This window comes from Arcobacter aquimarinus, assembly GCF_013177635.1.
Classification (GTDB): domain Bacteria; phylum Campylobacterota; class Campylobacteria; order Campylobacterales; family Arcobacteraceae; genus Aliarcobacter; species Aliarcobacter aquimarinus.
The window spans coordinates 2,439,405-2,452,996 of the sequence record NZ_CP030944.1 but is presented as its reverse complement, the minus strand read 5'-3'; the positions used below and the strand labels follow the sequence as shown (position 1 = coordinate 2,452,996).

Annotated in this window: 13 protein-coding genes, 2 tRNA genes and 3 rRNA genes; 7 read left to right on the top strand and 11 right to left on the bottom strand. The window is 33.5% G+C overall.

Going from position 1 to position 13,592, the window contains the following annotated elements:
- Nucleotides 1-7: 7 nt before the first annotated feature.
- The 6 genes from AAQM_RS12370 to secG are packed head-to-tail and all read right to left on the bottom strand — an operon-like array spanning nt 8 to nt 4,058.
- Nucleotides 8-1,087 carry an MFS transporter gene (locus AAQM_RS12370; RefSeq protein WP_129095557.1) on the bottom strand — a complete coding sequence of 360 codons (1,080 nt, stop codon included), beginning with the start codon at nt 1,085-1,087 and terminating at the stop codon, nt 8-10.
- A complete protein-coding gene (locus AAQM_RS12365; RefSeq protein ID WP_129095558.1) occupies nt 1,087-1,569 on the bottom strand; it encodes an RDD family protein in 483 nt (160 codons plus the stop codon). The genes AAQM_RS12370 and AAQM_RS12365 overlap by 1 nt, the downstream gene beginning before the upstream one ends.
- Nucleotides 1,570-1,572: 3 nt before the next feature.
- Entirely contained in the window at nt 1,573-2,172 is a 600-nt protein-coding gene (pyrE, locus tag AAQM_RS12360; RefSeq protein ID WP_129095559.1) for an orotate phosphoribosyltransferase, read from the bottom strand.
- 2 nt (nt 2,173-2,174) lie between these two features.
- The gene (gene frr, locus AAQM_RS12355) at nt 2,175-2,732 is read right to left on the bottom strand and encodes a ribosome recycling factor (protein WP_129095560.1); all 558 of its coding nucleotides are present in this window, start codon (nt 2,730-2,732) and stop codon (nt 2,175-2,177) included.
- A gap of 12 nt (nt 2,733-2,744) precedes the next feature.
- The gene (locus AAQM_RS12350; RefSeq protein ID WP_129095561.1) at nt 2,745-3,686 is read right to left on the bottom strand and encodes a polysaccharide deacetylase family protein; all 942 of its coding nucleotides are present in this window, start codon (nt 3,684-3,686) and stop codon (nt 2,745-2,747) included.
- Nucleotides 3,687-3,704: 18 nt separating this feature from the next.
- Nucleotides 3,705-4,058 carry a preprotein translocase subunit SecG gene (gene secG / locus AAQM_RS12345; RefSeq protein ID WP_129095562.1) on the bottom strand — a complete coding sequence of 118 codons (354 nt, stop codon included), beginning with the start codon at nt 4,056-4,058 and terminating at the stop codon, nt 3,705-3,707.
- Nucleotides 4,059-4,165: 107 nt separating this feature from the next.
- Between secG and AAQM_RS12340 the strand changes: the two genes are divergently transcribed.
- Nucleotides 4,166-4,861 (top strand): methyltransferase, encoded by a 696-nt coding sequence (locus AAQM_RS12340; protein WP_129095563.1) that lies wholly within the window; start codon nt 4,166-4,168, stop codon nt 4,859-4,861.
- Here AAQM_RS12340 and AAQM_RS12335 read toward each other — a convergent pair.
- A complete protein-coding gene (locus tag AAQM_RS12335; RefSeq protein ID WP_129095564.1) occupies nt 4,813-5,217 on the bottom strand; it encodes a thiamine-phosphate pyrophosphorylase in 405 nt (134 codons plus the stop codon). The two genes, AAQM_RS12340 and AAQM_RS12335, sit on opposite strands and share 49 nt — an antisense overlap.
- A 42-nt stretch (nt 5,218-5,259) precedes the next feature.
- Nucleotides 5,260-5,961 carry a Bax inhibitor-1/YccA family protein gene (locus AAQM_RS12330; RefSeq protein ID WP_129095565.1) on the bottom strand — a complete coding sequence of 234 codons (702 nt, stop codon included), beginning with the start codon at nt 5,959-5,961 and terminating at the stop codon, nt 5,260-5,262.
- 560 nt (nt 5,962-6,521) lie between these two features.
- Between AAQM_RS12330 and AAQM_RS12325 the strand changes: the two genes are divergently transcribed.
- The 5 genes from AAQM_RS12325 to rrf all read left to right on the top strand — a co-directional run bounded on the left by AAQM_RS12325 (nt 6,522) and on the right by rrf (nt 11,957).
- Nucleotides 6,522-8,039, top strand: a 16S ribosomal RNA gene (locus tag AAQM_RS12325).
- A gap of 99 nt (nt 8,040-8,138) precedes the next feature.
- Nucleotides 8,139-8,215: transfer RNA gene (locus AAQM_RS12320), tRNA-Ile, on the top strand.
- 31 nt (nt 8,216-8,246) lie between these two features.
- A tRNA-Ala gene (locus tag AAQM_RS12315) sits at nt 8,247-8,322 on the top strand.
- 363 nt (nt 8,323-8,685) lie between these two features.
- Nucleotides 8,686-11,600: ribosomal RNA gene (locus AAQM_RS12310) — 23S ribosomal RNA — on the top strand.
- Nucleotides 11,601-11,841: 241 nt separating this feature from the next.
- A 5S ribosomal RNA gene (gene rrf, locus AAQM_RS12305) occupies nt 11,842-11,957 on the top strand.
- Together the 16S, 23S and 5S rRNA genes with 2 tRNA genes alongside form the textbook arrangement of a ribosomal RNA operon.
- 247 nt (nt 11,958-12,204) lie before the next feature.
- On the opposite strand, the gene AAQM_RS12300 is transcribed toward rrf, so the two are convergent.
- A complete protein-coding gene (locus AAQM_RS12300; RefSeq protein ID WP_129095217.1) occupies nt 12,205-12,468 on the bottom strand; it encodes an HP0495 family protein in 264 nt (87 codons plus the stop codon).
- On the bottom strand, nt 12,468-12,944 hold the full coding sequence (moaC, locus tag AAQM_RS12295) for a cyclic pyranopterin monophosphate synthase MoaC (protein ID WP_129095216.1): 477 nt from the start codon (nt 12,942-12,944) through the stop codon (nt 12,468-12,470). Before moaC ends, AAQM_RS12300 begins: the two co-directional genes overlap by 1 nt.
- Nucleotides 12,945-13,058: 114 nt before the next feature.
- Here moaC and rpsU point away from each other — a divergent pair, with 114 nt between their 5' ends.
- Nucleotides 13,059-13,271, top strand: coding sequence for a 30S ribosomal protein S21 (rpsU, locus tag AAQM_RS12290; protein WP_128986274.1), 213 nt, complete (start codon nt 13,059-13,061; stop codon nt 13,269-13,271).
- A 53-nt stretch (nt 13,272-13,324) separates the two neighbouring features.
- Here the strand turns inward: rpsU and AAQM_RS12285 are convergent, their stop codons facing one another.
- Entirely contained in the window at nt 13,325-13,588 is a 264-nt protein-coding gene (locus tag AAQM_RS12285) for a hypothetical protein (RefSeq protein WP_129095215.1), read from the bottom strand.
- Between the last annotated feature and the right edge of the window lie 4 nt (nt 13,589-13,592).

Here is a 13,592-nt window from a genome sequence, read left to right as displayed (position 1 = left end):
TGGAATTCTACACTTTTTTTATGAAATAAAGTGCAAAAAAAGATAAAAGAGAAAATAAAGCACTATAAAGGAATAGAAACTCCCCATAAACAGCTCCTGAAACTAAAGCTCCTATAAATCCACCAAGTCCATAAGTCACTCCATACATGAATTGTTGAGCTAATTTTTTGTTTTCATAAAGAGTAAATAAATATATGATTACAGCACTATGATAAAGCCCGAATGAAAAAGCATGAATTGACTGAGTAAAAAATGTAATTCCTAAAGAATCAGGATATAAATATAATAATAACCATCTAAGAGTTGTAATTGCAACACAAAACTTTATAATATTTAAAAGATTATTTTTTAAAAGTGGTGCTTGAAAATAAAGCATTAAAATTTCACAAAGGACACCAAAAGACCAAAGATAAGATGTCATTTCAAGACTTATTCCATGTTGTGTTTCATAAATAGTAAAGAAGTTATAAAATGCCCCAAAACTTATTTGCATAAAAAACAGACTTAACCAAAATGGTAAGAATTTTAAAAATGAAAAAGGAATTTTTTTCTCTTCTTCTTTTTGTTCCATATCAAATTTTAAAAGTAATAGTGCAAAAATAACAGTTAAAATATTTAAGACTAAATAAAAATGAATAGCAACATAAGGTTGTGTCAGAAATTTTGCTAAAACCAAAGAGATTATTGCAAAACCAATTGAGCCAAAAAGTCTTGATTTGCCATATTTCTCTTTTCCTAAATTTGAAACAGCAGTTACTTCAAGATATGGTAAAATCAAAGATAAACAAACTCCCAAAAGAGCATTATTAATCAAAAAAAGATAAAAGTTTTCTAACGTTAAATAAAACAAGGATGATAAAATAAGTAAAATAGCAAGTGCTGTTTTGAACATATTTTTATCAAGTTTTATATATTTTAAGAACATAAAAGGTGTTATAAATTTCATTAATAAAGGAATTGCCAAAATAATACCAATATCAAAAGTACTATATCCAATATCATGAAGTACCTTTGGTAAAAATATTACATAAACTCCAACTGCTGCAAAATAAAAGAAATAAAATGCAGATAAATTAAAAAAAAGCATTATTTATCGTTGATTATAATAGTATTTGAAAGAATATCTTGAAATGTTTTTTTGTCTTTATTGAAAAATGGAACAAAAAGTAAAAAGATTGATATAACAGCAAACAGTGTTGCAATATACCTAACAAGAACTTGTATAACAGAAACTCTTTGTTTCGTATTATTATCTACAAGTTTTATATCATAAGCTTTTAGTCCTGGAGTTTGACCATTTTTTAGCCAAAATATTAAAATAATAGTTGCATGAACTGCAAATATTATTCCCCATCCAAAAGCTCTATCTTGAGCAAATTCTTCACCACTTCCCATGATTAAATAGATAACTATGTAAAAAATAGGAGTAGTGATTAAAAAAGTATCTGTTAAGAAAGCTTTTAATCTTAGTGGAAGAGATGCTAAATTACTTTTTTGTAATTTAGAATTTTTTTCAACAATTTTTTCTTGTTGAATTTTATTTTGTTTTACATCTCTCCATTTTGCCACTAATTAGTTTCCTCTACTTCCTGGTTTATAAGCAATGTCTTTAAAATCACACTCATCAGGAGTGTACATTTGGAATGCAAAATCTTCTAAAGCAAAAAGTGGTTTATCTAAAGGTAATTTACAGTTATCTTTTCTTTCGATATCACTTCCAACTCTTGAACAGAATCCTCTATTTGCCAAAGCTGCATAAGCTACTACGATTCCTCCAGCTTTTTCAACTTCTCTGGCTGCTTCTAAAGCACTTCCTCCAGTTGTAATAATATCTTCACAGATAATATACGTTTCACCTTCTTTAACTTCAAAACCTCTTCTAATAGTCATTTCACCTTCTGCTCGTTCTGCAAAAATAAATCTTACATCCAAAGCAGTTGCAAGTGCAAAACCAGCTATTAATCCACCAAGTGCAGGAGAACAAACAGCATCTACTTTAATTCCAGATTTTTTAATTTGTTCTGCTAGAGCATCTGCTAGTAACTTTGCAGTTTTAGGATCTTCAAGAACTTTTGCTGATTGTAAATAAAATTTAGAGTAATTTCCGCTACTTAATTTAAAATGCCCCTCTAATAAAGCATTCGCATCTTTGTATATTTGTTCTACGTTCATAATTATACTTTTAAGATTTCAGCTTCTTTAGCTTTGAATGTATCATCTGCTTTTGAAACATAAGAATCAGTAATCTTTTGGATTTCATCTTGAGCTTTTTTACTCTCATCTTCAGTAATAGCTTTATCTTTTAATAAATTTTTGATTTTTGTATTAGAGTTTTGTCTGATATTTCTAATTGCAACTTTTGCATTATCAGTCATACCTTTTGCTTGTTTAGCTGTTTCTTGTCTTTGTTCAACAGTCATTGGAGGGAAAAATAGTTTTATTATTTGACCATCATTATTTGGATTTACACCAATATTTGCACTTTGAATGGCTTTTTCAATTGCTCCTAGAAGATTCTTTTCCCATGGACTAATAGTAATTGTTGTAGCATCAGGAGCTAATACAGAACCAACTTGACTCAAATCAGTAGGTGTTCCATAATAATCTACTTTAATACCATCTAAAATATTAGTACTAACTTTTCCAGTTCTTAAAGATTTATAATCTTTTTTTAATGATTCAATTGATTTTTCCATATGCTCTTTTGTTTGGGCATAAACTTCTTCTAACATATATTTTCTCCTTTATTTGATAAGTAATTTATTTGAAATAGTGTAGTAATCTGTACTAATTGCAACTCTATTTCTATTTAGATTTAACTTTTTATCTAATTTGATATCTATTATACCATTTTTAACTTTGATATCTTGCCAACCATAAGTTGATATAAATAATTTTGCGGTTTTTACTTCAGGATTAACTTTCGCTTTTACCTTTGTCAAAATACCATTTTTAGGATAATTTTGTGGTTCAATCCACTCAACTTCTAGTGTTTTATATTTTAGTTTTTCTTTTAAATTTACTTTTCCGACTAATGCAACTCTATTTAAATCAAAAATATCACTATTTTCATTTATAGAACCATTATTTTGATTTGCAATATACTTAAAATCAAACTTTTTTATAACGTTCTTAACCCTATCATCATATTCTCCATACGGGTATGAATATCCTTTTGGTTTAAATCCCATCTCTTTTTCAAAAATATCAAAAGATTTTTTTGTATCATTATAAATCTCTTCGTCAGATAATTTAATTAATTGTTCATGTGAATAAGAGTGTAATTCAATATCTCCATATTTTGAACTCTCTTTTATCTCTTCCCAGTTCATAAAATCACCATACTTTTTATTTGTTGCTTCAACATAAACAAAAAGTGTAAATGGATAATTATATTTCTTGAATATTTCAAGACCATTTTGATAAAAACTTTTGTAAGCGTCATCAATAGTAAATGCTACCCAATTATTAGGAATATTCTCTTTTTTTGCAAGTCTATCTATTATTTTAGAAAGAGGAACAACCTCATAATTATATTTTTTTAAATAATCAAATTGCTGTTCTAGCTCTTTTATAGAAGTATTTGTACTTTCATGTTTAGAATCTCCAAAACGGTGATATACAAAAATATGTCCGTTTGCATTTAAATAGAGATAAGATAAACAAAGAAGTAAGAAATACTTCATTTTTCTTTTTTCTTTGTATTATTTATTTTCTGGAACAGTTGGCACTAAAGGTTGTTCAGGAGCCGTTGGAGCCACAGGAGTTTGTGTTATAGGTGTTAAAGGTATTAAAGAGTCTGTTTGAATTTTATCAACAGCACTTTGATTTCTTTGTTCATTGTACAAGTAACCTAATACAAGAGTGTTTATTACAAATACTAAACCTAATGCCATCGTTGCTTTTGTTAAGAAATTTGCTGGACCTTTTGCTCCAAATAACGAATCATTACTTCCGCTATACGCTCCAAGACCAATACTTGAACTTTTTTGAAGTAAAATGATTATTGTTAGTAAAATTGCTAAAACAAACTGAACGATTAAAAGTGTAGATGTCATTATCTATTTCCTTTTTTAAAAATGGTAATTATTTTATCTAAAACTTATTAAGAATAAGTTAAAATGAATATTAAAAAAGATTTCAAGATTTATAATAAAGAGTAAAATTGTCAGTTAAGAATCAATTCTCAAAATATGCAAAAGAGTATCAAAATCATAATATTATTCAGCAAATAGTAGCAAAATCTCTAGTAAGAGAATTGAATTTTAAACCAAAAAGAATTTTAGAATTGGGATGCGGTTCAGGTCAAGTATTCAGTCATATTTCTTGGGAAATTGATTTTTATAAAGCAATAGACTTTTCAGCCTCAATGTGTGAATTACATCCAAAAGCTAGCAACATAGAAGTAAAATGTTTTGATTTTGATACTCAAGAGTTTATAAATGAGATAAAAAGTGATTCCTATGATATTGTATTGTCTTCATCGGCATTACAATGGTCAAAGGATTTATCAAAAATTATCAAACATCTTTCATACATTACAAATGAAATAAATGCAGTTTTGTTTACTTCTAATACTTTTAAAACAATACAAAATATCACAAAAATAAAATCACCTATTTTAGATGAATTTTCAATCAAAAAAGCATTTTCAAAATATTTTAAATGTGAATTTGAAACTATAATGTATAAATTAGAGTTTGATGATAAAAAAGAGTTATTTGATTATATAAAAAAATCAGGAGTAAGTGGAGGAAATACATCTTTAGATTTTAAAGAAGCAAAAAAGTTATATAAAGAGTATAATTTAAATTATTTAGAATTTGAAGTGATTTTTGTTAAAACTATTTCTAAATTGTAAAGTTCATATCTAATATACTTAAAATTTTCACTATCTTTTATAGAAGTTAATTTTGTAAATTCTTCAAGAACTCTTGAACTCTCTTGAGCTCTTTTAAAATTAGCTATTAATATAGAAGATAAATCACTTCTATTTTGTTCACTTTTAATAGAACTTCTTAAGACATCATTTTTCACATTTCTTGTTTCAAGTAATTCAATATAATTTTCTAATCTTGACAAATGTCTTAATTCTTTAAGTTTTAAAGCAGTTTGTTTATCATTGTATAAATATCTGAAAATATCTTCAACTACACGAATACCTTCTCGTAGTCTATTTAAATTAGCATCAATAAGTCTTAAGTAGTTTTCATTCATATATTTAGTTATAGATTTAAAACTAACTCTTTCGAGTTAGTTTTATTCTTTATCTCCACTATTCATAATTCCTAAAATTTGTAATAAAGATATAAATAGATTAAAGAAATCTAAATATAAAGATAATGCAGCTTCTATAGGAGAATCGTAATTACCTTTGATGATATTTTGAGTATCATATAAAATAAATGCAGAGAATAATAATGCTCCGGCACTTGCAATTGCTAATTGAAATAATGAAGATTGAATGAAGATATTAGAAATACCTGCAACAATCATTATAATTAAAGCAATAAATAAAAATTTCCCCATTGAAGAGAAATCTCTTTTAGTTGTCATTGCAAACATTGATATTGCACCAAATGCAACTGAAGTCATTAAAAATGCTTGACCTACAATAGAAGCACCACTAGGCATTGCAAAAATAGATGCTAATAATGGAGCAATAGTTAAACCAGTGATAAATGTAAATGCAAATAATACAGCTAAATTTAATCCTGGAGTATGTTTAACTCTTGGAATAACAAAAAATATTAATGCTAATTCAATTGCAAATAAAACCCACTTAACTGGTCCCATCAATAACGATACAATTCCTAATCCAATATATGCACCAGCAGTTGCTGCTAATAAAGAACCAGCAAATAGTTGATACGTTGCTTTTAAGAAACTCATTAATTGAACTTTAGATGATTCTTGTGTATATTGTGAAGATTGATTTGATAAATAATCTCTATTATACATATTCTTTCCTTTTTTTATTTTTCGTAATTTTATATTAAGTAGATAATTTAATGGTTTATAAATTACAACTTATTTATTACGTTATAAACATTATAATATATAAAAAAAGTAAATAAAAGATTAATAAGGAAGAAAAGAAGAGTAAAGGCAATAAAAAGCTAGTAAAAAAGGAAAAAAGGAATAAAAAACAGTAAATTTGAAAATTTTAGCTAAATTTAAGCTGTAAGCTCTTGACAAGGATAAAAAATCCTATTATAATTCCCGTCCAAATTGACTGAAGCGCATCAAACGAAAGAGAGATGAGAAAGGTTTTAGTTTATTAGGATGATCTTTAAAATAATTTAATTGAAGTTTATGAAGTAATCTTTATAAACCGAATATATAAATCTTATAAAAATCTGTTTCATTGTTTACAGAAATAAAATAAGAAATAATGTTAATATAAAAAATATATAAAACAAGATGAGATGGTAAAACATTGAAAACTTGTCTATGATAATGAGTGATAATTTTGTAATTAGTAAAATAATACAAAAATGTCAGTTTCAAATAATCTATAATTTATGGAGAGTTTGATCCTGGCTCAGAGTGAACGCTGGCGGCGTGCTTAACACATGCAAGTCGAACGAGAACGGATTATAGCTTGCTATAATTGTCAGCTAAGTGGCGCACGGGTGAGTAATGTATAGATAACCTGCCCTCTAGAAAGGAATAACAGATGGAAACGTCTGCTAATGCCCTATATGCCTTTAATACATAAGTATGCAAGGGAAACGCTTTAGTGCTAGAGGATGGGTCTGTATGGTATCAGTTTGTTGGTGAGGTAATGGCTCACCAAGACTATGACGCCTAACTGGTTTGAGAGGATGATCAGTCACACTGGAACTGAGACACGGTCCAGACTCCTACGGGAGGCAGCAGTGGGGAATATTGCACAATGGACGAAAGTCTGATGCAGCAACGCCGCGTGGAGGATGACACATTTCGGTGCGTAAACTCCTTTTATATAGGAAGATAATGACGGTACTATATGAATAAGCACCGGCTAACTCCGTGCCAGCAGCCGCGGTAATACGGAGGGTGCAAGCGTTACTCGGAATCACTGGGCGTAAAGAGCGTGTAGGCGGGTATATAAGTCAGAAGTGAAATCCTATAGCTTAACTATAGAACTGCTTTTGAAACTGTATACCTAGAATGTGGGAGAGGTAGATGGAATTTCTGGTGTAGGGGTAAAATCCGTAGAGATCAGAAGGAATACCGATTGCGAAGGCGATCTACTGGAACATTATTGACGCTGAGACGCGAAAGCGTGGGGAGCAAACAGGATTAGATACCCTGGTAGTCCACGCCCTAAACGATGTACACTAGTTGTTGTGAGGCTCGACCTTGCAGTAATGCAGTTAACACATTAAGTGTACCGCCTGGGGAGTACGGTCGCAAGATTAAAACTCAAAGGAATAGACGGGGACCCGCACAAGCGGTGGAGCATGTGGTTTAATTCGACGATACACGAAGAACCTTACCTGGACTTGACATAGTAAGAACTTTCTAGAGATAGATTGGTGTCTGCTTGCAGAAACTTATATACAGGTGCTGCACGGCTGTCGTCAGCTCGTGTCGTGAGATGTTGGGTTAAGTCCCGCAACGAGCGCAACCCTCGTCATTAGTTGCTAACAGTTCGGCTGAGAACTCTAATGAGACTGCCTACGCAAGTAGGAGGAAGGTGAGGACGACGTCAAGTCATCATGGCCCTTACGTCCAGGGCTACACACGTGCTACAATGGGGTATACAAAGAGCAGCAATACCGCGAGGTGGAGCAAATCTCAAAAATATCTCCCAGTTCGGATTGTAGTCTGCAACTCGACTACATGAAGTTGGAATCGCTAGTAATCGTAGATCAGCTATGCTACGGTGAATACGTTCCCGGGTCTTGTACTCACCGCCCGTCACACCATGGGAGTTGAACTCATTCGAAGCGGGGATGCTAAAATAGCTACCTTCCACAGTGGATTCAGCGACTGGGGTGAAGTCGTAACAAGGTAACCGTAGGAGAACCTGCGGTTGGATCACCTCCTTTCAGAGAATTAAGTTAAGATTTGTTTCTTAACTTAAAAACTTAAAAAAATATATGATTTTATATTCGGTTTATAAAGATTATTTAAATAGGTAGTAAAAGGGGCCTATAGCTCAGCTGGCTAGAGCGCTCGACTGATAATCGTGAGGTCTCAGGTTCAAGTCCTGATAGGCCCACCATTAAATAATCTAGTAAAGATTAATTTAGGTTGGGGAATTAGCTCAGCTGGGAGAGCGCCTGCTTTGCACGCAGGAGGTCAGCGGTTCGATCCCGCTATTCTCCACCACCTATTATTTAAAATGAGAGTTTTAAATAGAAATAGTTCAATTAAGATAAAAAAAGATGATAGAAAGTTAAATATAAGTTCAAAGAGATTGAATTTATATTTGATTTTCGAATCAAAGTTTTTCAAAGAGATTTGAAAATGATATTTAAAAATATAATGTTAAAGTCTTTAATTTTTTCGTAAGAATTATATAACAGCAATGTTAAATAATTTAAAACAAAAAAAATTTCATATCTAAATTTTAGAAATAAAACTATAGATAGAACACAACATGTTTTATTAGATATATTTTAAGTAATATGTTTAATAAGATAGTAGCCAAAGAATATTATCAAAAATGCGATAGAGTTTAACTCTATTTATTAATAAGCTATTAAGGGCTAATGGTGGATGCCTAGACTGTAAGAGGCGATGAAAGACGTATTAGGCTGCGATAAGCCTCGGGGAGCTGCCAAAGAGCTTTGATCCGGGGATTTCTGAATGGGGCAACCCAATATAGTGAGAGCTATATTACCCAATATGGGAGCTAACCTGGTGAAGTGAAACATCTCAGTAGCCAGAGGAAGAGAAATCAAACGAGATTCCGTTAGTAGCGGCGAGCGAAAGCGGATTAGGACAAACCCAATGCTTGCATTGGGGGTTGTAGGACCATAACATGAGACTAAAGAGGATAGATGAAATACTTGGAAAAGTGTAGCATAGAAGGTGAAACTCCTGTAGTTTAAATTCTCAATAGCTCTAATGGTATCCTGAGTAGGTCGGAACACGTGATATTTTGACTGAAACTGGGGGGACCACCCTCCAATCCTAAATACTACTTACAGATCGATAGTGAACAAGTACCGTGAGGGAAAGGTGAAAAGTACTCCAGCGAGGAGAGTGAAATAGAACCTGAAACCATTAGCTTACAATCATTCAGAGCCCTATGATTTATCAGGGTGATGGACTGCCTTTTGCATAATGAGCCTGCGAGTTGTGGTGTCTGGCAAGGTTAAGTCAAGTACGAAGCCGTAGCGAAAGCGAGTCTTAATAGGGCGAATTAGTCAGATGCTGCAGACCCGAAACGAAGTGATCTATCCATGAGCAGGTTGAAGCTGGTGTAAGAGCCAGTGGAGGACCGAACCCGCAGGCGTTGAAAAGTCTTGGGATGACTTGTGGATAGGGGTGAAAGGCCAATCAAACTTCGTGATAGCTGGTTCTCTCCGAAATATATTTAGGTATAGCCTTGTGTTGTAGCATATAGGGGTAGAGCACTGAATGGGCTAGGGCTGCTTACCGCGGTACCAAACCCTATCAAACTATGAATACTATATGTGGAATCACAGGAGTCAGGCGGTGGGTGATAAAATCAATCGTCGAGAGGGGAACAACCCAGACTAACAGCTAAGGTCCCTAAGTTACATCTAAGTGGAAAACGATGTGGAGTTACTGTGACAACCAGGAGGTTGGCTTAGAAGCAGCCATCCTTTAAAGAAAGCGTAACAGCTCACTGGTCTAGTGATTCTGCGCGGAAAATATAACGGGGCTAAGATGTACACCGAAGCTTTAGATTCAATTTTTAATTGAGTGGTAGGAGAGCGTTCTATTCAGCGTAGAAGATGTACCGGTAAGGAGCGTTGGAGCGGATAGAAGTGAGCATGCAGGCATGAGTAGCGATAATTGAGGTGAGAATCCTCAACGCCGAAAACCCAAGGTTTCCTACGCGATGCTCGTCATCGTAGGGTTAGTCGGGACCTAAGTCGAGTCCGAAAGGGGTAGACGATGGCAAATTGATTAATATTTCAATACCAACATATAAGCGCGATGTGGGGACGCATAGAGTTAATCGAGCTCACTGATGGAATAGTGGGTCGAAGGACGTAGGCTGTAACTTAGGCAAATCCGGGTTGCAATAGGCCGAGATCTTACAGGCTCTTGACACTCTTCGGAGGAGATGGAGAATCGATGATACTGTCGTGCCAAGAAAAGCCACTAAGTATATTGTATGTTGCCCGTACCGTAAACCGACACAGGTGGGTGGGATGAGTATTCTAAGGCGCGTGGAAGAACCCTGGTTAAGGAACTCTGCAAACTAGCACCGTATCTTCGGTATAAGGTGTGCCTACTTTGGTATATGGACTTGCTCCAAAAAGCTAGAGAGGTTGCAACAAAGAGTCCCTCCCGACTGTTTACCAAAAACACAGCACTTTGCTAACACGTAAGTGGATGTATAAGGTGTGACGCCTGCCCGGTGCTCGAAGGTTAACTGATGATGTCAGCGCAAGCGAAGCATTTGATTGAAGCCCGAGTAAACGGCGGCCGTAACTATAACGGTCCTAAGGTAGCGAAATTCCTTGTCGGTTAAATACCGACCTGCATGAATGGCGTAACGAGATGGGAGCTGTCTCAACCAGGGATCCAGTGAAATTGTAGTGGAGGTGAAAATTCCTCCTACCCGCGGAAAGACGGAAAGACCCCGTGCACCTTTACTACAGCTTGACACTGTAGCTTGGATATTCATGTGCAGGATAGGTGGGAGGCTGTGATGCTAGGACGCAAGTACTAGCGGAGCCATCCTTGAGATACCACCCTTGAATATTTGAGTTACTAACTGCGTACAATTATCTTGTATCAGGACAATGTCTGGTGGGTAGTTTGACTGGGGCGGTCGCCTCCTAAAAAGTAACGGAGGCTTACAAAGGTTAGTTCAAAGCGGATGGAAATCGCTTGTTGAGTATAATGGCATAAACTAGCTTGACTGTGAGACATACAAGTCGAACAGAGACGAAAGTCGGTCATAGTGATCCGGTGGTTCTGCGTGGAAGGGCCATCGCTCAAAGGATAAAAGGTACGCCGGGGATAACAGGCTGATCTCCCCCAAGAGCTCACATCGACGGGGAGGTTTGGCACCTCGATGTCGGCTCATCGCATCCTGGGGCTGAAGTCGGTCCCAAGGGTATGGCTGTTCGCCATTTAAAGCGGTACGCGAGCTGGGTTCAGAACGTCGTGAGACAGTTCGGTCCCTATCTTCCGTGGGCGTAGGAAAGTTGAAGAGATTTGTCCCTAGTACGAGAGGACCGGGATGAACGTACCACTGGTGTACCAATTGTTCTGCCAAGAGCATCGTTGGGTAGCTACGTACGGATGTGATAAGAGCTGAAAGCATCTAAGCTCGAAGCCAACTCTAAGATTAACTTTCCCTGAAGTTCCCAGCAAGACTAGCTGGTTGATAGGCTGGATGTGTAAGCGTTGTAAGGCGTTTAGCTGACCAGTACTAATAGAACGTTTGGCTTATTTTAACAATTCTTTGGTTTACTATCTTATTAAATATATGTTTTTATATTTAATATATATTGTGTTTAATGTTACCTTGAAAAAATGTCAATTTTTTTAAGAAGCAAAGACTTTAGCATTATTTTTTCTTAACTCCTTAACGAGTTGAGTATTAAGTAAATTTAGAGAAATTATCTAAGTGATGATTTTTATGAGTGAACAGAATTTTAGTTCTTTTTTATTCTTAATTTATTTAATACTCAACTTGCTGGTGGCTACAGAGAAGTGGAAATACCCAGTCCCATTCCGAACCTGGAAGTCAAGCACTTCATCGCCGATAATACTGCCGGGTCCCCTGGTGGAAACGTAGGTCGCTGCCAGCTTTGAGTTTTTACACACACAAAGCTTCTTTCTATTTGAACTACTACTAGTTCTCTTTGGAAGAAGCTTTTTTTTTACCTACCCTTTTTACCCTTGTTTGTTATTTCCTCTTTAGTTCTTGTTTTCTATCTCTTTTCTCCTAAAGGCTTTTTTACTCTTTCTTTAATTTGGCATGCTTTTTATTCAATCTTATAATTTTTAGAAGGACTTTTTATACCTTCTATTTTATACCTCTTTTAGTATCTATTCTTATAGTACCATCTTTATATTCTCATGTTCCCCTAGTTGTTTGAACAATTCTTTTCTATCATCTTCATTATGAACAAGTAATTCTAATGTGTAACTTTTAAATTTACCTTTAGCACTAACTTTTGATTCTTTTACTTTATGTTCACGATTTGAAATGATTTCTTTTACTGTCATTTTTATATTTATATGTTCTAAAACTACAAGTTTATATTCCCAGTTACATGGATAGTTTAATTCTAATCTTTCTTTACTTAAATCAATCATTATATTTTCCTTTCAAAATCACCGCTTTTCCCACCTGATTTCTTTTCTAATTGTACATTTGAAATTATCATAGATTTATCAATTGCTTTAACCATATCGTATATTGTTAATAATCCAATAGAAACCCCTGTTAATGCTTCCATTTCAACACCTGTTTGACCATTTAATTTTGCTGTTACAATTAATTTAAAGCCAGGAAGTAATGGTTTTTCTTCAATATCACAATTTATACCACTTAATAGTAAAGGATGGCACATTGGTATTAAATCAGAAGTCTTTTTAACTCCCATAATAGCTGCAATTACAGCTGTTTGTAGAACTGGACCTTTTTTTGTATTTTTAGAAATTATTGCATCAAAGGCTTCTTTAGACATTGTTATTTCACCTGAAGCAATGGCTATTCTTTGAGTTTCATTTTTATTTGATACATCAACCATTTTAGGTCTATTATTATTATCTAGATGAGTTAGGTTCAAAATAATTCCTTTAGAGTTTAAAATATTATTGTAGTCTATTCTTTGTTAAATGAGAATTAAGTAAATTTTAAATATAATATACATCTAAATTTAAAAAGAAAGTGGGTGATTTTAGTGCCAGGCATTAAAGTTAAGGATAACGAATCTTTTGACGAAGCTTATAGAAGGTTTAAGAAACAATGTGATAGAAATCTTATTGTTACTGAAACTAGAGCTAGAAGATATTTTGAGCCAATGACAGAGATCAGAAAAAAACAAAAAATATCAGCTAGAAAGAAAATGTTAAAAAGATTATATATGTTAAGAAGATACGAATCAAGATTATAAGATTCTGTTTTGTTAATATAAAAGGGGAAAAGATTTTATCTTTTCCCCTTTTTTTATTCATAACTTACTAGTTCTTTTTTTATTTTTTCTTGATTAAGTTTTTTCTTTGCAACTTTATAATGTTCAGTTATTTTTTCTTCATCATCTTTTACTATAGCTTTTATCTCTTCTATAGTTTTCCCTTCTTCAAATGCAACAAAAACTTTATACTCTTTTTTTGTAAATTTTCTTTTTAGTATTTCTTGTAATTGTTCTTCAGACCTTAATGTACCAACTAATTTGTCAATATGTTTTAATAAAGAATTTGTAAAATTCATTTGT